Origin of the sequence: Ramlibacter tataouinensis TTB310, assembly GCF_000215705.1 — a bacterium.
Lineage (GTDB): Bacteria > Pseudomonadota > Gammaproteobacteria > Burkholderiales > Burkholderiaceae_C > Ramlibacter > Ramlibacter tataouinensis.
On the sequence record NC_015677.1, the window covers coordinates 461078 to 483563 of the forward strand.

General features: G+C 68.4%; 22 protein-coding genes. 11 read left to right on the forward strand and 11 right to left on the reverse strand.

Annotated elements, in window-relative coordinates; all coding sequences use genetic code 11:
- Window positions 1-2 precede the first annotated feature (2 nt).
- The 5 genes from RTA_RS02275 to glpD are packed head-to-tail and all read right to left on the reverse strand — an operon-like array spanning window position 3 to window position 5438.
- Window positions 3-815 carry a carbohydrate ABC transporter permease gene (locus RTA_RS02275; RefSeq protein WP_013899754.1) on the reverse strand — a complete coding sequence of 271 codons (813 nt, stop codon included), beginning with the start codon at window positions 813-815 and terminating at the stop codon, window positions 3-5.
- The gene (locus tag RTA_RS02280) at window positions 808-1701 is read right to left on the reverse strand and encodes a carbohydrate ABC transporter permease (protein WP_013899755.1); all 894 of its coding nucleotides are present in this window, start codon (window positions 1699-1701) and stop codon (window positions 808-810) included. Before RTA_RS02280 ends, RTA_RS02275 begins: the two co-directional genes overlap by 8 nt.
- On the reverse strand, window positions 1698-2771 hold the full coding sequence (locus tag RTA_RS02285; RefSeq protein ID WP_013899756.1) for an ABC transporter ATP-binding protein: 1074 nt from the start codon (window positions 2769-2771) through the stop codon (window positions 1698-1700). The genes RTA_RS02280 and RTA_RS02285 overlap by 4 nt, the downstream gene beginning before the upstream one ends.
- A 1-nt stretch (window position 2772) precedes the next feature.
- The gene (locus RTA_RS02290) at window positions 2773-3846 is read right to left on the reverse strand and encodes an ABC transporter ATP-binding protein (RefSeq protein ID WP_013899757.1); all 1074 of its coding nucleotides are present in this window, start codon (window positions 3844-3846) and stop codon (window positions 2773-2775) included.
- Window positions 3846-5438: a glycerol-3-phosphate dehydrogenase gene (gene glpD, locus RTA_RS02295; RefSeq protein ID WP_013899758.1), complete on the reverse strand. Its 1593-nt coding sequence runs from the start codon at window positions 5436-5438 to the stop codon at window positions 3846-3848. The genes RTA_RS02290 and glpD overlap by 1 nt, the downstream gene beginning before the upstream one ends.
- 150 nt (window positions 5439-5588) lie before the next feature.
- Here glpD and RTA_RS02300 point away from each other — a divergent pair, with 150 nt between their 5' ends.
- The 4 genes from RTA_RS02300 to RTA_RS02315 all read left to right on the forward strand — a co-directional run bounded on the left by RTA_RS02300 (window position 5589) and on the right by RTA_RS02315 (window position 9796).
- Complete coding sequence (locus RTA_RS02300; protein WP_041675941.1) at window positions 5589-6356, forward strand: DeoR/GlpR family DNA-binding transcription regulator; 768 nt, start codon at window positions 5589-5591, stop codon at window positions 6354-6356.
- A gap of 10 nt (window positions 6357-6366) precedes the next feature.
- The gene (glpK, locus tag RTA_RS02305) at window positions 6367-7860 is read left to right on the forward strand and encodes a glycerol kinase GlpK (RefSeq protein ID WP_013899760.1); all 1494 of its coding nucleotides are present in this window, start codon (window positions 6367-6369) and stop codon (window positions 7858-7860) included.
- Between the two features lie 63 nt (window positions 7861-7923).
- Complete coding sequence (locus tag RTA_RS02310; RefSeq protein WP_013899761.1) at window positions 7924-8475, forward strand: DUF3617 domain-containing protein; 552 nt, start codon at window positions 7924-7926, stop codon at window positions 8473-8475.
- Between the two features lie 73 nt (window positions 8476-8548).
- Window positions 8549-9796 (forward strand): glycoside hydrolase family 1 protein, encoded by a 1248-nt coding sequence (locus RTA_RS02315; protein ID WP_041674975.1) that lies wholly within the window; start codon window positions 8549-8551, stop codon window positions 9794-9796.
- Between the two features lie 193 nt (window positions 9797-9989).
- Here the strand turns inward: RTA_RS02315 and RTA_RS02320 are convergent, their stop codons facing one another.
- Window positions 9990-10739 (reverse strand): SDR family oxidoreductase, encoded by a 750-nt coding sequence (locus tag RTA_RS02320; protein WP_013899763.1) that lies wholly within the window; start codon window positions 10737-10739, stop codon window positions 9990-9992.
- Window positions 10740-10919: 180 nt separating this feature from the next.
- Here RTA_RS02320 and RTA_RS02325 point away from each other — a divergent pair, with 180 nt between their 5' ends.
- Window positions 10920-11417 (forward strand): C40 family peptidase, encoded by a 498-nt coding sequence (locus RTA_RS02325; protein WP_013899764.1) that lies wholly within the window; start codon window positions 10920-10922, stop codon window positions 11415-11417.
- A 340-nt stretch (window positions 11418-11757) separates the two neighbouring features.
- The gene (locus tag RTA_RS02330) at window positions 11758-13773 is read left to right on the forward strand and encodes a gamma-glutamyltransferase family protein (RefSeq protein ID WP_041674976.1); all 2016 of its coding nucleotides are present in this window, start codon (window positions 11758-11760) and stop codon (window positions 13771-13773) included.
- Between the two features lie 86 nt (window positions 13774-13859).
- On the opposite strand, the gene RTA_RS02335 is transcribed toward RTA_RS02330, so the two are convergent.
- Complete coding sequence (locus RTA_RS02335) at window positions 13860-15107, reverse strand: DUF3500 domain-containing protein (RefSeq protein WP_013899766.1); 1248 nt, start codon at window positions 15105-15107, stop codon at window positions 13860-13862.
- A 44-nt stretch (window positions 15108-15151) separates the two neighbouring features.
- The gene (locus RTA_RS02340; protein WP_049871207.1) at window positions 15152-16222 is read right to left on the reverse strand and encodes a Kelch repeat-containing protein; all 1071 of its coding nucleotides are present in this window, start codon (window positions 16220-16222) and stop codon (window positions 15152-15154) included.
- A gap of 67 nt (window positions 16223-16289) precedes the next feature.
- Here RTA_RS02340 and RTA_RS02345 point away from each other — a divergent pair, with 67 nt between their 5' ends.
- On the forward strand, window positions 16290-17186 hold the full coding sequence (locus RTA_RS02345; protein WP_013899768.1) for a LysR family transcriptional regulator: 897 nt from the start codon (window positions 16290-16292) through the stop codon (window positions 17184-17186).
- A 308-nt stretch (window positions 17187-17494) separates the two neighbouring features.
- Here RTA_RS02345 and RTA_RS21435 read toward each other — a convergent pair whose 3' ends face one another.
- Window positions 17495-17770: a DUF3253 domain-containing protein gene (locus RTA_RS21435; protein WP_013899770.1), complete on the reverse strand. Its 276-nt coding sequence runs from the start codon at window positions 17768-17770 to the stop codon at window positions 17495-17497.
- 189 nt (window positions 17771-17959) lie between these two features.
- A complete protein-coding gene (locus tag RTA_RS20060) occupies window positions 17960-18499 on the reverse strand; it encodes a MarR family winged helix-turn-helix transcriptional regulator (protein ID WP_226986102.1) in 540 nt (179 codons plus the stop codon).
- Between the two features lie 54 nt (window positions 18500-18553).
- On the opposite strand from RTA_RS20060, the gene RTA_RS02355 reads away from it, so the two are divergent.
- The 4 genes from RTA_RS02355 (at window position 18554) to RTA_RS02365 (ending at window position 21564) form a co-directional block, all read left to right on the forward strand.
- Entirely contained in the window at window positions 18554-18934 is a 381-nt protein-coding gene (locus RTA_RS02355; RefSeq protein WP_013899772.1) for a VOC family protein, read from the forward strand.
- Window positions 18935-18946: 12 nt separating this feature from the next.
- Entirely contained in the window at window positions 18947-19519 is a 573-nt protein-coding gene (locus tag RTA_RS20065) for a hypothetical protein (RefSeq protein WP_013899773.1), read from the forward strand.
- A gap of 286 nt (window positions 19520-19805) precedes the next feature.
- Window positions 19806-20285 carry a VOC family protein gene (locus RTA_RS02360; RefSeq protein ID WP_041675946.1) on the forward strand — a complete coding sequence of 160 codons (480 nt, stop codon included), beginning with the start codon at window positions 19806-19808 and terminating at the stop codon, window positions 20283-20285.
- A 124-nt stretch (window positions 20286-20409) separates the two neighbouring features.
- The gene (locus tag RTA_RS02365) at window positions 20410-21564 is read left to right on the forward strand and encodes a methyltransferase (protein WP_193384809.1); all 1155 of its coding nucleotides are present in this window, start codon (window positions 20410-20412) and stop codon (window positions 21562-21564) included.
- A gap of 21 nt (window positions 21565-21585) precedes the next feature.
- Here the strand turns inward: RTA_RS02365 and RTA_RS02370 are convergent, their stop codons facing one another.
- Entirely contained in the window at window positions 21586-22425 is an 840-nt protein-coding gene (locus RTA_RS02370; protein WP_041674978.1) for a PA4780 family RIO1-like protein kinase, read from the reverse strand.
- Between the last annotated feature and the right edge of the window lie 61 nt (window positions 22426-22486).

Below are 22486 nucleotides of genomic sequence, written 5' to 3' on the forward strand. Positions count from 1 at the left end.
CGTCAGACGCGGCCCATCGCGAAGCCCTTCGCGATGTAGTGCCGCACGAACCAGATGACGATGGCGCCCGGCACGATGGTGAGCACGCCGGCGGCCGCCAGCGTCGCCCAGTCCATGCCCGAGGCCGAGACGGTGCGCGTCATGGTCGCCACGATGGGTTTTGCGTCCACGCTGGTCAGCGTGCGGGCCAGCAGCAGCTCGACCCAGCTGAACATGAAGCAGAAGAACGCCGCCACGCCGACGCCGGCCTTGATCAACGGCAGGAAGATGGTGAGGAAGAAGCGCGGGAACGAGTAGCCGTCGATGTAGGCGGTCTCGTCGATCTCGCGCGGGATGCCGCTCATGAAGCCTTCCAGGATCCACACCGCCAGCGGCACGTTGAACAGCAGGTGGGCCAGGGCCACCGCGATGTGCGTGTCCATCAGGCCCACGGTGGTGTAGAGCTGGAAGAAGGGCAGCAGGAACACCGCGGGCGGCGTCATGCGGTTGGTGAGCAGCCAGAAGAACACGTGCTTGTCGCCCAGGAAGCTGTAGCGCGAGAAGGCGTACGCGGCCGGCAGCGCCACCGTCAGCGAGATGACGGTGTTGATGGCGACGTAGATCAGGCTGTTGATGTAGCCCGAATACCAGGACGGGTCGGTGAAGATGGTGCGGTAGTTGTCCCAGGTGAACTGCCGCGGCCAGAACGAGAAGCTGGAGAGGATCTCGCCGTTGGTCTTGAAGCTCATGTTGACCATCCAGTAGATGGGCAGCAGGGCGAAGACGATGTAGGCGACGAGGAACAGCGAGCGCGCCTGGAAGCGGGGCCTATTCATGGCCGTCCTCCTTGGATTGCGTCCCGACCCGCTGCATCCAGTTGTAGAGGATGAAGCACAGCAGCAGGATGATCAGGAAGTAGATCAGCGAGAAGGCCGCCGCCGGGCCCAGGTCGAACTGGCCCACGGCCTTCTGCGTGAGGTACTGCGACAGGAAGGTGGTGGCGTTGCCGGGGCCGCCGCCGGTGAGAACGAAGGGCTCGGTGTAGATCATGAAGCTGTCCATGAAGCGCAGCAGCACCGCGATCATCAGCACGCCGCGCATCTTGGGCAGCTGGATGTAGCGGAACACGGCGAGGCGGCTGGCGCCGTCGATGCGCGCGGCCTGGTAGTAGGCGTCGGGGATGGAGCGCAGGCCCGCGTAGCACAGCAGGGCAACCAGCGGCGTCCAGTGCCACACGTCCATCACCAGCACCGTGAGCCAGGCGTCGCGCGCGTTGCCGGTGTAGCTGTAGTCGATGCCGGCCTTCTGCAGCGCGGCGCCCAGCAGGCCGATGTCGCCGCGGCCGTAGATCTGCCAGATGGTGCCCACCACGTTCCAGGGGATCAGCAGCGACAGGGCCACCAGCACCAGCACCAGGGAGGCCTTCCAGCCCTGCGCCGGCATGGACAGCGCGAGGGCGATGCCCAGCGGGATCTCCACCGCCAGCACCGCCAGCGAGAAGGTGAGCTGGCGCAGCAGGGCACCGTGCAGCTCCTCGTCGCGCATCACCGAGGCGAACCACTCGGTGCCGACGAAGACGCGCCGGTCGGGCGAGATGATGTCCTGGACCGAGTAGTTCACCACCGTCATCAGCGGCAGGATGGCCGAGAACGCCACGCACAGCAGCACCGGCAGGACCAGCAGCCAGGCCTTCTGGTTGACGGGTTTGGTGGTTCCATTCATGCGACCAGCTCCTCGTCCTTGTAGAAACAGGTGTGCTCGCCCACCAGCTGCAGCCAGACCGGCTCGCCAGGCGCCGGCACGGGCGTGCCGGGCGCCAGGCGCGCCTTGACGCTCTGGCCGGCCACGGCGGCGGTGAGCATCAGGTAGGTGCCGATGTCCTGCAGCCGCGCCACCTGCGCGGGCAGGGCGCCCGCCTCGCCGGGGGCGGCCAGCCGCACGTACTCGGGGCGCACGCCGAGCTTGAGCTCGCCCTCGGGCAGCGCGCGCCCGGCGGCCAGCCGGGTGCCGCCCACCGACAGCGAGCCGCCGCCGTCGGCCTGCGCCGGCAGGAAGTTCATGCCGGGCGAGCCGATGAAGTGGCCGACGAAGGTGTGCCGGGGACGCTCGAACAGGGCGTCGGCGCTGCCCACCTGCACCGCGCGCCCGCGCGTCATCACCACCACCTGCTCGGCGAAGGTGAGGGCCTCGACCTGGTCGTGCGTGACGTAGATCAGCGTGAGCCTGAGCTCCTGGTGGATCTGCTTGAGCTTGCGCCGCAGCTGCCACTTCAGGTGCGGGTCGATCACCGTGAGCGGCTCGTCGAACAGCACGGCCGACACGTCGGAGCGCACCAGGCCGCGGCCCAGCGAGATCTTCTGCTTGGCGTCGGCGGTGAGCCCCGCCGCCCGCTGGTTCAGCTGGCCGGAGAGTTCCAGCATCTCGGCGATCTCGCCGACCCGCCGGGCGATCTGCGCCTGCGGCAGCCGGCGGTTGCGCAGCGGGAAAGCCAGGTTCTCGGCCACCGTCATGGTGTCGTAGATCACCGGGAACTGGAATACCTGCGCGATGTTGCGCTGTTGCGGGCTGCGGGTCGTGACGTCCTGGCCGTCGAAGCGGACGCTGCCCTGCGAGGGCGTCAGCAGGCCCGAGATGATGTTCAGCATGGTGGTCTTGCCGCAGCCCGAGGGCCCCAGCAGCGCGTAGGCCCCGCCGTCCTCGAAGCTCATCTTCAGCGGCAGCAGCGCGTAGTCGCTGTCGGCGCGCGGATTCGGGCGGTAGGCGTGGGCCAGGTCCAGGTCGATGCGCGCCATGTCAGGTCCTGGGCGGCCGGGGCGGCGCCACCAGCAGGGCGCCGTCGCTGCCGAACACATAGGTCTGCGAGGGATGCAGGTACAGGGTGATCGCCTCGCCCAGCCCGAAGCGGTGCACGCCGGGCAGCTGCGCCACCACCTCGCCGACGCCGGTGGCCACGTGGACGAAGGTGTCCGAGCCGGAAATCTCCGCCAGCTCCACGCTGCCCGCCAGGCCGATGTCGCCCGGGCCCTGGCGCACCCGCAGCGCCCCGGCGCGCACGCCCAGGGTCAGCGCCCCCGAGGCGGCGGACGGCAAGGGGATGGACAGGGCCAGCCCGCCGCCCAGCTCCACCCCCAGGCTGGCTGCGGTGGCCGCCAGCAGGTTCATCGGCGGGTCGCTGAAGGCACGGGCCACGCGCAGCGAGCGCGGCGCGTGGAACACCTCGGCGGTCGGCCCGTACTGCAGCAGCTCGCCGGCATCCAGCACGGCGGTGTAGCCGCCCAGCAGCAAGGCCTCGCCCGGCTCGGTGGTGGCATAGACGACCGTGGATTCGCCCGCGGCGAACAGCTGCGTGAGCTCGTCGCGCAGCTCCTCGCGCAGCTTGTAGTCCAGGTTGACCAGCGGCTCGTCCAGCAGCATCAGCGGCGCGCCCTTGGCCAGCGCGCGGGCCAGCGCCACCCGCTGCTGCTGGCCGCCGGAGAGCTCGGCCGGGTAGCGGTCGAGGAACATATCGATGTGCAGGCGGCGGGCCAGCTGCCGCACGCGGTCGGCGACGTTCCTGTCGCCGCGCAGCTTCATCGGCGAGGCGATGTTGTCCGCGACGCGCAGCGACGGGTAGTTGATGAACTGCTGGTAGACCATGGCGACATTGCGCTCGCGCACGGGCACGCCGGTCACGTCGCGCCCGTCCACCCGGACGCTGCCGCGGCTGGGGCGGTCCAGTCCGGCCATGATGCGCATCAGGCTGGTCTTGCCGGCCTGCGTGGCGCCCAGCAGCACCGTCACGGCGCCGGGCTGCGGCGCCAGGCTCATCTCGTACAGCCACTGCTGCGCGCCCACGCTCTTGCCGATGCGGTCCAGGGTCAGCTGCATCACGCCACCATCCGTGTTTCGTGCCGATCTTCCATCCAGCAGGCCACCGCGTCGCGCTGCGCCGGGCTGGAGTGCAGCCCGAGCTTGCTGCGGCGCCACAGCACGTCGTCCGCCCGGGTGGCCCATTCGTCGCGGCGAAGGTGGTCGAGCTCGGCCTCGTACAGGCCCGGCGCCACTTCCCGGCCCATGCCGGCGGCGGAAGCTGGCAGGAACCGGTCGACGCGGGCGCCATAGCTGCGCGCGAGGCGCAGCAGCAGCGGGTCCGGCAGCCAGGGATGGCTCCGCGCCAGGGCCTGGCAGAACCGCGCCAGGTCCACGTCGGGCCGCCGGGCGGGGCCGATCCAGGCGCTCAGGTCGCCGCCGGGAAGCAGGGCCTGCCGGGTCCACGCCGGCCGGGACTGGCCCAGCATGCGGCCGACCTGGTCGGCCGCCTCCTCGGCCAGCTTGCGGAAGGTGGTGATCTTGCCGCCCCACACCGTCAGCAGCGGCGCGCCCACCGTGTCCGGCTCCAGCAGGTAGTCGCGCGTGACGGCCGACGGGTCGCCCGAGGCGTCGTCCAGCAGCGGGCGCACGCCCGAGTAGCTCCACACCACGTCGGCCGGGGCGACCGGCCTGCGCAGGTAGCGGCTGGCCTGCCCGCACAGGTAGGCGGTTTCGGCGGCGTCGATGCGCGCGCCGCGGGCGTCGCCGCGCAGCTCCACGTCTGTGGTGCCGATCAGGGTGAACCGCTGCTCGTACGGGATGGCGAAGATGATGCGCTTGTCGGCGTTCTGGAACACGTAGGCGTGGTCGTGCTCGAAGCAGCGCGGCACCACGATGTGGCTGCCCTTGACCAGCCGCAGGCTGCGGCCGGGGCCCGCGCCGGCGCCGGCCGGGCGGGCCTGGCGCAGGAAGCCCTCGGCCCAGGGGCCGGCGGCGTTGACCAGCACCCGCGCGCCCAGCTCGCGGGCCGGGCCGCCGGCCGGCTGCAGGGTTGCCGTCCAGCCCTGCGCACCGCGCACGGCGGCTGTCACGCGGGTGCGGGTGTGGACCACCGCGCCGCGCTCGCGTGCATCGATCGCGTTGAGCACCACCAGGCGGGCGTCGTCCACCCAGCCGTCGGAGTACACGAAAGCGCGGTCCAGGTGCGGCTGCAGGCATTGCCCCAGCGCATGGCCGCGCAGCGAGACCGTCTGGCAGCCGGGCAGCAGCTGGCGCCGCGCCAGATGGTCGTACAGGAACAGCCCGGCGCGGATCATCCAGGCCGGGCGCATGGCGGCGTCGTGCGGCATCACGAAGCGCAGCGGCCGCATGATGTGCGGCGCGCTGCGCAGCAGCACCTCGCGCTCCTGCAGCGCCTTGCGCACCAGCGAGAACTCGTAGTGTTCGAGGTAGCGCAGGCCGCCGTGGATCAGCTTGGTGGACGCGGACGAGGTATGCGAGGCCAGGTCGTCCTGCTCGCACAGCACCACCCGCCAGCCGCGGCCGGCGAGGTCGCGCGCGATGCCAGCGCCGTTGATCCCGCCGCCGACCACCAGCACGTCGCAGCCGGCGCACGCCGGGGCCTCGCCGCGCGCGGCGGGGGGTGCCTGCGTGTGTGCTCCAGGATTCACGGCCTGCCCTTGTGTGTGTCCGTGGTGGTTCGGTTTTTTTCATTCTTGTTGTTTTGGGCGCGCTTTCCCTCAGCGTTTTCCCTCGCCTTGTTCGTTATTTTTCGTTTTAGAGTCGCCCGCTGGATTGCCAGGGCCCAATGGGATGTGGTGGTGAATTCGAATCCGCGCCAGATCAAGCTGCTGAACGTGGTCCGTCTGCGCGGGGCGGCCACCGTGGAGGAACTGGCCGACACCCTGGGCGTGACGCTGCAGACCGTGCGGCGCGACGTGCAGCGCCTGGCGGATGCCGGCCTGCTCGCGCGCTTCCACGGCGGGGTGCAGGTGCCGAGCTCGACGGTCGAGAACATCGCGCACCAGCAGCGCGAAAGCCTCAACGCCGCCGGCAAGGCCGCCATCGCCCGCGCCGTGGCGGGCCAGGTGCCCAACGGCTGCTCGCTGGTCATCAACATCGGCACCACCACCGAAGCCATCGCCCGCGCCCTGCTGCACCACACGGGGCTGCGCGTGATCACCAACAACCTCAACGTGGCCGCCATCCTCAGCGGCAACCCCCAGTGCGAGGTGATCGTCGCCGGCGGCGTGGTGCGCACGCGCGACCGGGGCATCATCGGGGAGGCGACGGCCGACTTCATCCGCCAGTTCAAGGTCGACATCGCCCTGATCGGCATCTCGGGCATCGAGGCCGACGGCTCGCTGCGCGACTTCGACTACCGCGAGGTCAAGGTGGCCCAGACCATCATCCAGCAGTCCCGCGAGGTCTGGCTGGCCGCCGACCATAGCAAGTTCAACCGGCCGGCGATGGTGGAGCTGGCCACGCTGCCGCAGATCGACCGCCTGTTCACCGACCGCGCGCCCCCGGAGCCGTTCCCCACCCTGCTGGCCGACGCTGGCGTACGCTGCGACATCGCCGCCGAATGAAAGCACACGCATGACCTACCTGCTCGCCCTGGACCAGGGCACCTCCAGCTCGCGCAGCATCGTGTTCGACGGCCAGGGCCGCATCGTGGCCCAGGCGCAGCGCGAGCTGCCGCAGATCTTCCCGCAGCCCGGCTGGGTCGAGCACGACGCGATGGAGATCTGGCGCGGCCAGCTGGCCACCGCGCGCGAGGCACTGGCCCAGGCCGGCATCCATGCGCGCGAGGTGCGCGCGCTGGGCATCACCAACCAGCGCGAGACCACGGTGCTGTGGAACCGCGCGACGGGCCAGCCCATCCATCACGCCATCGTCTGGCAGGACCGGCGCACCGAGCCCCTGTGCGTCCGGCTGCGCGAGCAGGGCCACGAGGCGCTGATCCGCTCGCGCACGGGGCTGGTGATCGACGCCTACTTCGCCGCCACCAAGATCGCCTGGCTGCTCGAAAACGTGCCCGGCGCGCGCGAGCAGGCGCTGCGGGGCGAGCTGGCCTTCGGCACCATCGACAGCTGGCTGCTGTGGCAGCTGACGGGCGGCGCCCTCCATGCCACCGACGTGAGCAATGCCTCCCGCAGCATGCTGTTCGATATCCACCGCAACCGCTGGGACGACGAGCTGCTGGCACTGCTGGACATCCCTGCCTCCTTGATGCCCTCGGTGCTGCCCTCCAGCGCCGCGTACGGGCCCACGCGGGCCGATCTGCTGGGTGCGCCCATCGCCATCGGCGGCGTGGCCGGCGACCAGCAGAGCGCGCTGTTCGGCCAGGCCTGCTTCGCGCCCGGCATGGCCAAGAACACCTACGGCACCGGCTGCTTCATGCTGATGCACATGGGCGGGCGCTTCCAGCGCTCGGCCAATGGGCTGATCACCACCAGCGCGGCGCAGGCCAGCGCCCGGCCCGAGTTCGCGCTGGAGGGAAGCGTGTTCGTCGGCGGCGCCGTGGTGCAGTGGCTGCGCGACGGCCTCAAGGCCATCAGGAGCAGCGCCGAGATCGAGGCCCTGGCCGCCAGCGTGCCCGACACCGGCGGCGTCACCCTGGTGCCGGCCTTCACCGGCCTGGGCGCGCCGTACTGGCAGCCCGACGCCCGCGGCACCCTGACCGGCCTGACCCGCGGCACCACCATCGCCCACGTGGCGCGCGCCGCGCTGGAGAGCATCGCCTGCCAGAGCGCGGCGCTGCTGCAGGCCATGAGCCGCGACGCCCAGGTCGCCGGCGGCGCCCCGCTGGCCGAGCTGCGCGTGGACGGCGGCGCCAGCGTGAACGACCTGCTGATGCAGTTCCAGGCCGACCTGCTGGGCATCCCGGTCGTGCGGCCGGCGGTGACCGAGACCACGGCGCTGGGAGCCGCCTACCTGGCGGGGCTGTCGGCCGGCGTGTTCGGCGGCACCGCCGACCTGACGGCCCTGTGGCGCGCCGAACGTCACTTCGAGCCGGCCTGGGACCGCGGCCGCGCGGCCGAGCACATGGCGCGCTGGGAGCACGCGGTGCGGCAGGCCACCGCTTCCTGAAAGCGCCGCCCGGCGCGCACAATGGCCTGGCCCGCTCCAGGGCATGCCCCCAAGGAGACCGCCATGACACGCCAACCCGTCCTGATCGCCGTGGCCGCAGCCGCGCTGGCGCTGCCGGCCTGGGCCCAGAGCCTCAAGCCCGGCCTCTGGGAGGTGCAAAGCCGCCTGCACGGCAACCCGCAGATGGAGCAGGCCATGGCCGAGATGAACCGGCAGATGGCCGGCATGTCCCCCGCCCAGCGAAAACAGATGCAGGAGACGATGGCCCGGCAGGGCGTGCAGATCGGCGCCGGTGCGGGCGGCGCCACCGCCACCCGCATCTGCATGACCCGCGAGATGGCCGAGCGGGGCGAGGTCACGGGCCAGCAGGGCGACTGCAGGACCCACGGGCAGCAGCGCATCGCCAACACCCTGAGGATGGCCTTCACCTGCACCCAGCCGCCCGCCCGCGGCGAGACGCAGGTCACCTTCCTGGGCCCCGAGGCCTACAGCATGAAGATGACCTCCACCACCACGGTGGCCGGCAAGGACGAAACCGTGAGCATGGAAGGCTCGGGCAAGTGGGTCGCCGCCGACTGCGGCAACATCAGGCCGCTGGTGCCGCCGAAGAAGTAGGCCCGCGGCTCTTTTGCACTTCCCAACACGGCAGGCGCCCCACAGCCGGCCTGGCTGTGGTCCAGTGGATGGCATGGACCACCACCCCGGCATCTTCCCGACCTTCTTCCTGTCCGGCTTCGAGTGCTCGACCTTCGACTGGAAGGGCGGCGGCCGCCGCAACCTGGTCGAGGAAACCCAGCACCGCGAGCATGCGATGGAGGACTACCGGCTGCTGCGCGAGCTGGGCATCGCGGTGGCGCGCGAGGGGATCCCCTGGCCGCTGGCCGACCGGGATGGGCGGTTCGACTTCAGCTGCATCGAGCCCATGGTCGAGGCCCTGCGGACGCACCGCATCACGCCGGTCTGGGACCTGTGCCACTACGGCTACCCCGACGGCCTGGACCCTTTTTCCGCCGAGTTCAGCCGCTCCTTCGCGCGCTACTGCCGCGCCGCGGCCGAGCATGTGTCGCAGCGCCTGCCGGGCCCGTACTTCTTCACGCCGATCAACGAGATCACCTTCTTCGCCTTCTGCGGCGGCGAGTGGGGCTGGGTCGCGCCGTACTGCAACAGCCGCAAGGACCGCGAGCGCCTGCGCATCGCGCTGTGCGCGGCCGCCATCGCCGGCGTCAAGGCGATCCGCGAGGTGCTGCCCGAGGCGCGCATGATGCACGTCGATCCGCTGGTGCAGGTGGTGGCGCCGAGGGACCGGCCCGACCTGGCCGACGAGGCGGCGCACGAAACCCACGTCGACACCTTCCTGGCGTGGGACATCCTGTGCGGGCTGGCGCACCCCGAGCTGGGCGGCTCGCCCGAGGTCCTGGACATCGTCGGCGCCAACAACTACTCGTTCGGGCAGATGGAGTACCGGCAGGAGGGCCCGCACCAGGCACTGGAGCCCGGCCATCCCGGCATCGAGCCCCTGTGCCACCTGCTGCAGCGCATCTGGGAGCGCTACCGCCGCCCGATGGTGATCGGCGAAACCAGCGGCATGGGGCAGGGCCGGCCGGAGTGGCTGCGCGACGTGATGCACGAGGCGCTGGCGGCGGTGAACCAGGGGATGGACCTGCATGGCGTGTGCCTGTTCCCGGCCGTGGACATGCCCGACTGGCACACCGGACAGTGGCTGCACAACGGCATCTGCGACCTGGTCGAGGAAGAGGGCGGGCGGCTGCGGCGCGTGCCGCACGCGCCCTACGTCGACGAACTGCGCCGCTGGCAGAAGGAGCTGAACCGGGTGACGGTGCTGGACGCGGACCCGTACAGCGACCCGGTGGACCTGGGCGACGTGGTCGAGGCCGCCAGGCGCCTGCGGCCGCGCCCGGACGCCGACTGGCACTAGGGCTTCGTCGCATCGATCCAGTGCTCGACGGCGTTCGATGGAGAGCCCAGACCTGGTGCCGGCGCAAAGGAGTGCAGTAGCGCCGGTGCACCGAAAGGAAGACCGGACCATCTCAGCAATCCCAAGCAACAATTCAGACGCAGAGCCGCTGCGTCACGACGTCTGCTCTGGGTCGGAAGCGGACATCTTGAAGTTATAGGGTCGTGAATCCGCCATCCATCACGATTTCGCTACCGATCGCGTAGGCCGACTCGTCGGAGGCGAGGAATACCGCAGCGTGCGCGATTTCCACCGGGTCTGCGAACCTTCCGGCCGGCAGCTGCTTGAGCAGGGACTGGCTCATCTCCTGCAGCGCGTCGTCAGGCAGGCCCAGTTTTCGGTAGATCGGTGTTGCGACGGGGCCCGGACTAAGCGTGTTGACGCGCACGCCACGTGAGACAAGTTCGCCCGACAGCGTGCGCGCCAGTGAGCGCAGTGCGGCCTTCGTGGCCGAATAGACGCTGGAAGTCGCCATTCCGATGTGTGCATTGACCGAGCCGGTTAGCACGATGGACGCAGGATTTGCGAGGACCGGAAGCAAGGCCTGCATCAGGAAGAAGGGTCCCTTGAGGTTGACGTCGACAGAGCGGTTGAAACTCTGTTCGTCCCACTCCTCCAAGGGCTTGAACACGCCGATGCCGGCGTTGAGCACGGCGACATCGAGTCGGCCGAAAGTATCCTCCACGCGCAAGCGGAGCAGTTGCTGGTCGCCGGCTTTGCCGGCATCAATCCTGACCACAGGGACTTCGCGTCCCAGTTCCTGCCGCGCGCGGTCCAGGGTGTTCTCGTTCCAGCCGGTCACCATCACGCGCGCGCCTTCCAGCAGGAACTGCCGGGCAGTTGCCAATCCGATGCCTGTCGTCCCGCCGGTGATGAGGGCGCGCTTTCCTTTGAGTCTGTCCATGTTGCTGGGTCCTGTTTTGTGCGGCCGATTGCCGAGAAGCGGACCTTAGGACTGCGGCTACTTCGGGACTCGCCAGATATGGACATGTTGTTCCCGAAGCTGATGTCCGCTTTCGGCCAGAAGCAGCCGTCCAGTCCGTCGGACGGGCAGCCCGGTTAACATGGCTGGGTGATGAGGCGCATGCACTCCGGAAAGCGAGAACTGATCGTCGGCGCCGGTTGGCTAGCTTTGGCTGGCTTGGCCGGTTGCGCCGCGCCGCTGGCGACCCGCACGGACGCCGCCATCCCGTGGCCGTCATCGATCTCTGACCAACAGGCCGGGGAAGCCGCGTTCCTTGCTTTGGGTCTCGTGGGTACCCCGTACCGCTATGGGGGCAACACGCCCGAGACCGGGTTTGATTGCAGCGGCTTGATCGGTTACGTCTACCAGCAATCGGCAGGCATCTCACTGCCACGAACGGTGGCGCAGATCAGCCGCTGGGGCCAGTCAATCGACGCCGGTGCGGTGCGCGCCGGGGACCTGGTGATCTTCGGCAGCAACGGCGTTGCGTCGCATGCGGCCATCCACGCCGGTGAGTCGCGCTTCGTGCACGCTCCCAGCACCGGAGGCACCGTTCGGCTGAATGTGATCAGCGAGCGCTACTGGAAGACGCGTCTCCTGGACTACCGCCGAGCCTGAGTTAACCCTCGGCTGCGCGGGCACCGAGCCGCTGTCGTCTCTGGTGTGCGCTCAAACAGGGGAAGGGATGTCCGCTCCGGGTCGGAACCGGCCGTAGGGCGCATCGTCGCCGCTGCGCGCAAGGAGCTCACGACGCCAGGCCCTGAAAGCTGGCCAGCTGTAACAGGCGTGCATCGAATGTGTCGCACCAGAGTCGCGCTGTCGACGCGGCGGGACGCGATCGCCAGACGTGGTGCGCGCACTGCGTGGATGAGCAGGCACACGTGGGGGAAATCGTCATGAGGGGCGCACGCCAATAATGCGCGTCCCTCGGCAGATGCCGGCACTTCGAAAGTCAAGCATGCGCTTCCCCTTACGTCACCGCCCCGTCACCGCGGTACTGTTCTCGCTGCTGCTCCTGGGCGGCTGCGGCGGCGGCGACGATCGCCCGCCGGCTGGCGCCCCGCTCGCCGTGCAGGCGAAGGGGACAGCCAACCCGTCGCAATCGGATCCCTCGTGCGCCGCGCTCACCGCGAACGGCTCCGTGGTCGTCGGCTCCGGCCTGCCGGGCGACCCGGCGGCGCCCGAGCTCGCGTCCGGCTACCGCACGGGCCTGCAGGCGGTGCATGCCAAGAGCTTCATGGTGGTGACGGCCAACCCGCTCGCCAGCAAGGCCGGCTGCGACGTGCTGAAGGCCGGCGGCACCGCGGCCGACGCGGCCGTGGCGGTGCAGGCGGTGCTCGGCCTGGTCGAGCCGCAGTCGAGCGGCCTCGGCGGCGGCGCCTTCCTGATGCACTACGACGCCAGGACCCAGGTGGTGCAGACCTACGACGGGCGCGAAACGGCGCCGGCCGCGGCGACGGAGAACCACCTGCGCTGGATCGACGACCAGAACGACCGCACCACGCCGCGCCCGAGCGCGCGTGCGAGCGGCCGCTCCATCGGCACGCCCGGCGCCGTGCGGATGCTCGAGCTGGTGCACCAGGAGCACGGGCGCAAACCCTGGAAGAACCTGTTCGACGCCGGCATCGACCTGGCGGACAACGGCTTCCGGATCCCGGGCCGGATGGCGGATGCGATCGCCGGCGCGCGCACCAACCTGCAGCGCGACGCCGAAGCGGCGGCGACCTACCTGAACCCGGACGGCTCGGCCAAGGCGCTGGGCACGGTGCTGACGATCCCGGCCTATGCGGCGACGCTGAGGGCCATCGCGGAAGGCGGCGCGGATGCGTTCTACACCGGGCCGATCGCGCGGGACATCGTGGCCAAGATCAACGTCACCGCCAGCGCCGACGGCAGCACGCCGATCACGCCCGGCAAGACCACCGCGGCGGACCTCGCGAACTACCGCGCCAAGAAGCGCGACGCGGTGTGCACCACCTACCGCGTCTACTGGGTGTGCGGCATGGGCCCGCCGTCCTCCGGCGGCATCGCGGTGGCGCAGGCACTGGGCATCCTGGAGAACTACGACCTGCGCCTGTACCCGCCCACCGACGTGGACAACGAGGGCGGCCGGCCGCAAGCGATGGCCGTGCACCTGGTGACGGAAGCCCAGCGCCTGGCCTATGCGGACCGCGACAAGTACGTCGCCGACACCGACTACCAGCCGCTTCCCGGCAACGGCGTTGCCACGATGGTCGACAAGGACTACCTGCGCGCCCGCGCGGCCCTGATCAATCCCGCCACCAGCATGCGCACGGCGCAGCCGGGCAACCTCGGCCCCGTCCCGGCCGGCATCATGCCGCCCTCGCCCGAGAGCGGCACGACGCACATGACCATCGTCGACCGCGACGGCAACGTGGTGTCGATGACGACCACCATCGAGGCGGGCTTCGGCTCGTACCACATGGCGCGCGGCTTCATGCTGAACAACGAGCTGACCGATTTTTCCGCCGCGCCCGCCGACGCCAACGGCCAGCCGATCGCCAACCGGGTCCAGGCCGGCAAGCGCCCGCGCAGCTCGATGGCGCCCACGCTGGTGTTCCGCAAGGCGGCCGACGGCTCGCGCGGCGAGTTCCTGATGGCCACCGGTTCGCCCGGCGGCGCGGCGATCATCCAGTACGTGACCAAGACGCTGGTGAGCGCGCTGGACTGGAACCTCGATGCGCAGCAGGCGACCTCGCTGGTGAACTTCGGCGCCTCCAACAGCCCGAACACCTCCATCGGCGGCGAGCATCCGAAGATCAATGCCGCCAACAACGGCGCCAACGATCCACTGGTGCTGGAGCTGCGCGCGATGGGGCACACGGTGAACGTCGGCTCGCAGGCCAGCGGCGTCGGCACCGTCATCCGGCTGCAGGACCGCAAGGGCACCCTGCAAGGCGGCGCCGACCCGCGCCGTGAAGGGCTGGTGCTGGGAGATACTTTCACGCCTTGAGTCCGGCGGCGGTTCCATGTTTCGTCTAGCGGGGGCGTTGCAGACTGCACAGAAGCGACACAGGCGGACGCCTGCAACCAACGCGGTCAGGGCTGGCGCTCCTGCCGGGTATGGGGATGGTGATGCCGTTCATAGTGCTGCCGGAGCAGATCTTTGCCGTAGTCATTTCCGTTCGGAGTCCTGACAACACTGTGAATGTGTTCCCTCGTTGCCCGTCCTCTCTCCAAATGCGTCAGCGCGATCGGTGCTTGATGATCGAACTCGATGAGGATCACGGGACTTTGCACACGGTAGTAGAACACCCCGTCATTCCTGGTCTCCCCGATCCAGGCGAAGTACGTGTCGTCAAGGTGTCGCATGACTTCGCTCATCTTCACCGAAGCGTGCTGTTCGCGCAGGTTGCCGACATGCACGGAGATCAAGTCGACAAGGCGGGCCCGTTGCCGCGCAGACAACTCCCGGGCAGGTATGCCGGCATGGTCAAGAACGAGGTTGTCCTTGAACGCTTCAGCCAGGGTATTCGCCCCAGCTTTGGCAGCGCTTAGAACGGCTTTTCTCCGTTGTGACGCACTCAGGTCGTTGATCAGCTCAAGCCCCTTGGCTTGCTCCACTTGGAGCACGGCCGTACCGGCGTACTTTCCGGCTTTCGCGACAGCCGGCTCCGACCCCATGAAAGTGGGTGTCATGACGACTTGATCACCAAGAACGAAGTAGTTGATGACCAGGTGATGGCCATCGAGCTGCCAACCCCAGGGCTGATCGGCCGACGGTTCGCCCATCAGTGTCAGGTAATAGTAGCCCTCTCCGTATTCGTCAAACTTGCCGGTCAGTTCGGCGAGCGTGTGATTCAGGCGCATGATGTCTTGTGACTGGCGCAGACCTTTGGCGCTGAGTGACGCCCTGAGTAGCCCCAGTGCCACATCGCGCTGGCCCGCGCTCATCTCGCCAAATGCAACTCCCTGGCGGACGTAGAAGTGCGGGTTCATCCACTTCCGCCACTCGATGTCGTCAACGGGAAACCTAGTCTTCGCGCGCTGCGCCTCGGTCAGGGCGCTGAGGAACTCGACAGCAGCTTGGCGGACGGGCTCGGTCGATACGCCTGTCGATCGGTTTTCGAAGAGATTCGGCACCACCCGTCCATCTGTGGTCACCCCCCGGAACGGTTCGCCAAGCCCACGCGCCTCTGCTTCAAGCGACCTGCGCAGGTTAATGTCAGCCCGCGACAGCGCTGGTTCGCTTTGCTGGGCGGTCGCGTGTAGCGGCACAGTCAAAGCGACTGACATCACAGCGATGGCGCAGAGCGGGCTGCGTGCGGGGCCTGAAAATCGGTTCATCGCTTGCTCCTTGAAAGTTGTTGCGTGCGAGGTGCGAGATGGGATCAGGGCGCCAGCACCAGAACCTCGTGCAGGTCGGTCGCGGCATCTCCACCCACACGCAGCGCGCCGCCGAACACGTGAATCCGGTTGCCGATGGCAGCCGCACCCAACCCATGCCGCGCCGTCGGCAGCGGCGGGGCGGCGCTCCACCGGTCGGCCTGAGGGTCATAGACCCAGCTCTCGGAGAACACCTTTTGTTCGGGCACCCACTGCTCGCCGCCAAACGCGAAGAGCCTGCCGCCTTGCGCGGCAGCCGCCAAACCCCCTTGTGCCTGAGGCATCGGCGCACGCGTCTCCCAGCGGCGGATGGCCGGATCGAACACCTCCAGGGTGGGGACATTCACCTGCCGCAGGCTGCCGTCGGGCTGCTTGAGCGCCTGCCGGCCCCCGACCACGTAAATCTTGCCGCCGATGACCGCGCCGGCTGCGCTGTTGCGCGCGGTCGGCGCATCGGGCAGCCGTGACCAGCGGCCGGTGGCGGTATCGAACATTTCTGCCAGGTTCGTGTCGGCATGGTCGTTGAAGTGGCTGGCGTCGCGGCTGGCACGCACCCGGCCGCCGAAGACATAGACCTTGCCGTCCACCGCGGCTGTGACGCCTTCGGCTCGCGGCTGCGCCATGGGAACCCCGGTGCGCCAGCGATCGGCCGCCGGGTCGTACACGAACACCTCGGGCTGCGCCTGCCAGTTGGGAAAGCCCCCGCTGAAGCCGCCAATGCCGTAGAGCAGGCCGCCGGCTGCGGCCAGCGCGATGTGATGCCGAGCCTGCGGCAGCGTGGCCAGGCGCGTCCATCGATCGCCGGCAGGATCGTAGGCCTCGAAGTGCGCCGAGTAGCCCGTGTTCGGGCTGAGCAGGCCGCCGGCGACATAGATGCGGCCGTTCAGCACTTCGGGATACAGCTCCTGGCGGGCCACGCCGGCCGGTGCCGCCTTGCTCCAAGTCGCCGCTTGCTGCGCCGGTGCGTGCGCGGCGGCCGCGGCGAGGGCCGCCGCCGCCACTGGAGCGGCCAGGTGCCTGAGGTAGCTTGATGAGGTGTTCATTCGCTTGTCCGGTGCTCGATGCGATGGCTGCATGTTAGGAAGGGTGCGGCCGCGCGACTACCTACATAATCCTGCATGGCCTGTTAACCTACAGTGAACAATGCGCTCCCTGCTCCCCGATCTCGAGCTGTTCGCCGCGATTGCCCGCCACGGCAGCTTCCGGCGCGCCGCGGCCGAGCGGAAGGTGTCGACCTCACTGGTCAGCCAGGGGATGCGCAAGCTCGAGGACCAGCTCGGCGTGGTGCTGCTGCGGCGCACCACCCGCAGCGTCGCGCCGACGGCCGCCGGCGCCGAGCTGCTGGTCAGCCTGGAGCCAGGGCTGCGGCAGATCCAGGACGCGGTCGAGCGCATCAACCTGCATCGCGGCTCGCCGATCGGGGCGTTGCGCATCAACGCGCCCGCGCCGATCGCGCAGTTCCTGCTGGCTCCGCTGGCCGCGCGCTTCACACGCGAACACCCGGACGTCGCCATCGAGATCGTCGCGGAGGCTGCCAGGCAGGACATCGTGCTGGAGGGCTTCGACGCCGGCGTGCGCTTCGGCAAGGACGTGCCGCAGGACATGGTGGCGGTGCGCATCGGGCAGCCCCAGCGGTACGCCATCGTCGCCTCGCCGCGCTACTTGCGCGATGTGCCCGAGCCGCGCGCCCCGCGGGAACTCAAGCGCCACGAATGCATCCGCCGGCGGTTCCCCGCGGGCACGCTGCAAGCCTGGGAGTTCCAGCGGCGGATTGCGAACGTGGAGGTGCCGGTTGGGCGGATCGTGGTCAATGATGCGCAGATCGCGGTGAACGCGGCGGTGGCCGGCGGCGGGCTGGCCTACGTGCACGAGAAGTACGTGGAGCGCGAGATCGCTGCCGGCGAACTCGTGCGGTTGCTCGAGCCCTGGTCGCCGGGCATCGGCGTGCCCTACCTCTACTACCCACGGCAACGTTATCTATCTGCGGCGCTGCGCGCCTTCATCGACCTTGCGCGTATGCAGGCGCCTGCGGTGGACTAACTCGCGCGCTCTCGAGTACTCAACCTGAACCCCTGCGGCGGGAACTCGAGAAGGCTTTCTGGGATGTGTACGCTTTGGGTCGGAGCAGACATCGACTGAGCCCGCTTATTCAGGCAACTGCGAGAACCAGTCCCGGTAAGGCGTGTTTCTAGCCAGCTTGCGGTTGAAGTCCGGCGCACCGTCGGTCCACCACACGGGACCTCGTTCTCCAAGCGCTCGCTTCACGGAATCCACCTGATCGCGAGCGGCCCGACGCTCCGCCTCGGAAAGCGCGCCGCGCAGAGCACGCCTCGCGTCCATCAGCTGCTTCACCAGCGCATCCCACACGTTCTCAGGGATGCCCGGGTTTGCCTTGCTCCGCGCAGCGATCGATCAGGCACCACAGTGCGACCGCCTTGGCGGATGTTCAGGACGCCGTCATTCGCCATTGCAATGGCAACGGCGCGGACCCGGGGCATCAATGGTCGCCACTCATCCCGCTCCAGCGCTCTGGCGGCTTCCGACGGACAGATCGTCGCCGGCGGCTCACGGCTGTCCAGGAGGGTCGTAATGGCTTTGCAAATCTGTCCGTCCGTCACGCGCATGGACGTGATGGTGGCACGCCCGGCCGGAGCACGCAGATGTCTGCTTCCGGCCAGAAGCAGCCGTTTAAATCGGTTGTGACAAGCGCCTCAGGAAGGCTCGACTCCCGCGGGCCACCCCGGACCCGCCCGGTTCTGAGGGTGGGCGACGACGCCGCTAACAAGATGCTGAACCGAACTTGCCCTGGGCTCTCACGTCTGTGCGAGCACATTGGCCGGAATAGGGCAGTTGGTGCAAACGCGAGGGTCGCACAAGCGGCAGAGAGTGCAGCGTTCCAAGTCTGTGGTCTCAAGCGATGTCAGCATCTTGTGCAGAAGGGCAGCGAACGTCTCCTGCTCGCTCGCGGACAAACCTGCCAGCAGCGGACGCATGGCAGCCAGGCGCCTTTTGAGAAGTTCCTCCCGCAGCGCTTCACCATTGGCGGTGAGATAGAGCGCAACGGCGCGTCGGTCGCGACCGACGCGCCTTTCAACAAGATCATCGGCAACGAGTCGGTCCACAAGGCGCACCGCCCCAGGGTGGGACAGCCCAAGAATGCGCCGCAGTTGGTCGTTAGATGGGCCGGAGCCGTACCCAATGACGACCAGAGCTGCGGGTGTCTCGCCCACGTGACTCAAGATGTCCCGCGCCATCTCCTCGATGCGGTCGGCAACGGCCAGCCCGACAACGCCGAGTAGGTTGGCGGTGCGGTCAGCCGCCCGCCTTGGAGTTGGGGTGCTCAGCTTGTTCACTTGACGATGCGTGCGCAGCGCACATAATAGAGGATCAACGACCTGGAGCTCAACATGATCGACCACATTTCCATCGGCGTCAGCGACATTGCGAAGACAAAAGAGTTCTATCACTCCGCTCTGAAGCCGCTTGGCTACTCGTGCTTGAGTGAAGGGGAGGGTTCATTAGGCTACGGCAAGGACGAAACCATCCAGCTTTGGACGAATGTTGCCAAGAAGCCGGTCAAGGCCGACATGGACTCTGGGCTTCACTTCTGCTTCGCGGCGCCAACCCGCAAGAGCGTCGACGCCTTCTACAAAGCGGCTGTAGCGGCTGGTGGCCGTGACAACGGAAAGCCAGGTCTGCGCGAAGACTACGGGCCCAATTACTACGCGGCTTACGTCATCGACCCGGACGGCTACCGTCTCGAAGCTTACTGCAGCAAGGCGAGCTGATAAGCCGTCGTCATGCCCAAGTACACCACTAAGCCGCTCGACGAGACCACATGGCCCGATTTCGCTCGCTTGGTTGAGGCGAACAATGGTGTCTGGGGCGGCTGCTGGTGTACTTGGTACCACGGCGCAGACGCGCAGGGAGCCGGCCGCTCAAAAGTGAACCGCGAGACAAAGGAGTGCCTCGTTCGGCAGGGACGCGCGCACGCTTCACTTGTCTTTGAAAGCGAGCAGTGCGTAGGCTGGTGTCAGTTTGGCTCGCCCGAAGAGCTCCCGCGCATCCACAACAGCCGGGCCTACCTAGCCACTAACCCGGCACCTCCTGACTGGCGCATTACCTGCTTTTTCTCCGGCAAAGGCTACCGCGGCAAAGGCGTCGCAGATGCGGCACTGAAGGGGGCGGTCGAGCAAATCAAAAAGCTCGGAGGTGGCCTGGTCGAAGGCTTCCCAGAGGACATCGAGGGCCGTAAGGCTTCCCCTGCCTTCCTATTCAATGGGACGCTCACGACTTTTGAGCGCCTTGGCTTCAAGCGTGAGCGGATGATTGGAAAGCACAAGTGGGTCGTCACCCGGAGAGTTTCGACCTGACATGCTGCCTTGTCTTGAATCCGGAACTAGATCTACGTGGTGAGTAGGTCCCGGTGCTCGCTGTGATTTTCCTGCGAACGCCGGATTTACATTGGCACGCACGTCTGCTTTGGGTCGGAGGCAGACCTTGCAACCGGCGGACTGCGAGTCCCCCGGCAGGATGTCCGCTTCCGGCCAAATGCAGACGTCCGCAGCAGAATTGTCGATTGCCCCCAGGCTCGTTCGTCGTCCAGGCAGAGGATCATCCCTCTGCACCTCATCGGAGAACACCACCATGGCCAAGCAAATGATCAGCAAGAACACGATCTGCCTCTGGCACGACGGCACCGCCCTGGATGCGGCGCAGTTCTATGCCAGCACATTTCCGGACAGCGCGGTCAAAGCTGTTCATCTCGCGCCCGGCGACTACCCTTCCGGCAAGCAGGGGGACGTGCTGACGGTCGAGTTCAGCGTCGCAGGCATCCCTTGCCTCGGGCTGAACGGCGGCCCTGCGTTCAGTCACAGCGAGGCCTTCTCGTTCCAGATAGCGACGGAGGACCAGGCCGAAACGGATCGCCTGTGGGCCGCGATCGTCGACAACGGCGGCCAGGAAAGCGCCTGCGGCTGGTGCAAGGACAAGTGGGGCCTGTCGTGGCAGATCACGCCCCGCGCCCTTATCGAGGCGATCTCCGATCCTGACCCCGCGGCGGCCAAGCGAGCATTTGAGGCGATGATGCAGATGACGAAGATCAACATCGCGACGATCGAAGCGGCGCGCAGGGGTTGAGCGCAGCCCGGCCCTGCGGTAGTTCGCGCCGGCCGTTCTCGGCCGCTATCGGCCATAAGCAGCTGTCCCTCACCAGGACCGCTGGCAGAATCGATCTGCACCCGACCAACCTGCTCCACGTTCGATGAACGCCCCAGACCAGCCGATCCTTGCATGGCAGGAAGATGGCCAGCAGCGCCAGGCCCGATGGCGATCCGAGGCAGGCTGGCCGGCGCCGGCACGCGTGCAGCTTGCCGACGACCGGATGCCGGCCGATGTCGCCTTCCGCCTGGCCAGCGAAGGGACGGCGCTCCTGTGGCGCGGCGACTTCCAGAATGCGCGACAGCTCCTGCAGGCACTCGGTCGCCGGCTCGACCGGCCAGCGCGCAAGGCGGTCATGGCGTCGGAGCCGCCCGCGCAAGCCTTCTACCGGCACCGCCAGGCGCAGGGGCGCCGTGCGCGGGTGCTTGGCATGGTGCTGGTTGAAGTCGACGGTGACCACGGCATCCGTCTTCGCCGGGCGCCCGACCTGCGCGTGGCAATCAGCGAAGCGTGGGGACCGCCGGACGGGCTGTCCCATGTGGTGTCGCTGCGCGAATGCCTGGGACTGGTGGGCGCGCATGAATGGCGCAAGGCGGGCGTGGAGGTGCCGGCGCTCGGGCCGCCGCCGGCCAACCGGATCCACGCGCACTACGGCGTGTTCTCGCCGGTACGCGGCGAGTACCTCGACTTGATCGGCGCCGCGCCCCTGCCCGCCGACGCCTCGCTGGCCTGGGACATCGGCACGGGGACGGGCGTGATCGCAGCCGTGCTCGCGCGTCGCGGGGTGGCACGCATCGTCGCCACCGACCTGAACCCGCGTGCGCTCGCCTGCGCTCGTGAAAACATCGAGCGCCTGGGTCTGCAGGGACGGATCGAACTCGCCGAAGTCGACCTGTTCCCGCCTGGATCGGCCCCCCTCATCGTGTGCAACCCGCCGTGGCTGCCCGGCAAGCCCAGCTCGACGCTGGAGCAGGCTGTCTACGATCCCGGCAGCCGCATGCTGCGCGGCTTCCTTGCCGGACTGCGCGAGCGGCTTGCCCCCGGGGGCGAGGGCTGGCTGGTGCTGTCTGACCTGGCGGAGCACCTGGGCCTGCGTTCGCGAGACGAACTGCTCGCGCACTTCCATGCTGGTGGGCTCGCCGTTCGCGGGCGTCTCGACGTGCGTCCGCGCCACCCGAAAGCCAGCGATGCGAACGAGCCGTTCGCGGCGGCCCGCAGCCGTGAAGTCACCTCTCTCTGGCGCCTGGGCGCAGGCTGAGGGCCGACGCCGTTCTCCGGCTCAGCCCATTCGCTGGAGACGCGCGGATTCTTCCAGTCGCGCATCCTCGATCTCGCGCAGTACGGCGGTCAGGTCCACGGCGCCCGCCGCTGGTTCGTAGCGGCCGGTCAGGGGCATGCCTGGTTCCAGCAGGCCGCCGGCGTACGACGCCCAGATCTCGGGACCGTACTGCGTCGCCAGCAAGCCGGGGGCGTACCGGCCGAAGAAGGCGCGCAGGTTGTCGACATCCCGCAGCAGCATGCGCGGAGCGTGGTTGTTGCCCGCAGCGTCCACCGCCTGCGGCAGGTCGATGATCACCGGCCCATCGGCGGCCAGCAGGATATTGAATTCCGACAGGTCGCCATGGATCACGCCGGCGCAGAGCATGCGCACGACGTCGCCGATCAGCGTCGCATGGTGCTGCCGTGCCTGCGCCTCGCTGAAGCTCAGGTCGTTCAGCCGCGGTGCGGCATCGCCCTGGTCGTCGGCGACCAACTCCATCAGCAGCACGCCGTCGTGGAAGTTGATCGGCCGCGGCACGCGCACCCCGGCGGCGGCCAGGCGGTACAAGGCGTCGACCTCGGCGCTCTGCCACGCTGTTTCCTGCTGTTGTCGACCGTAGGCTGTGCGCTTGGATATGGCGCGTGCCTGGCGGCTGTTGCGCACCTTGCGGTTCTCGGTGTAGTCCACCGCCTGGCGAAAGCTGCGCTTGTGGGCTTCCTTGTAGATCTTGGCCGCGCAGGTCTCCCCGCCGCAGCGCACCACATAGACATCCGCCTCCTTGCCGCTCTTGAGCTGGCGCACTACGCTGTCGATGAGGCCTTCGGCCATGAGAGTCTGGAGGCGGGGAGGGGTTTTCACCGCCTGATTGTGGGCTATCGCGCGTACGACACGTCAGTTCACCGGTTCGGCCTTCCACCCC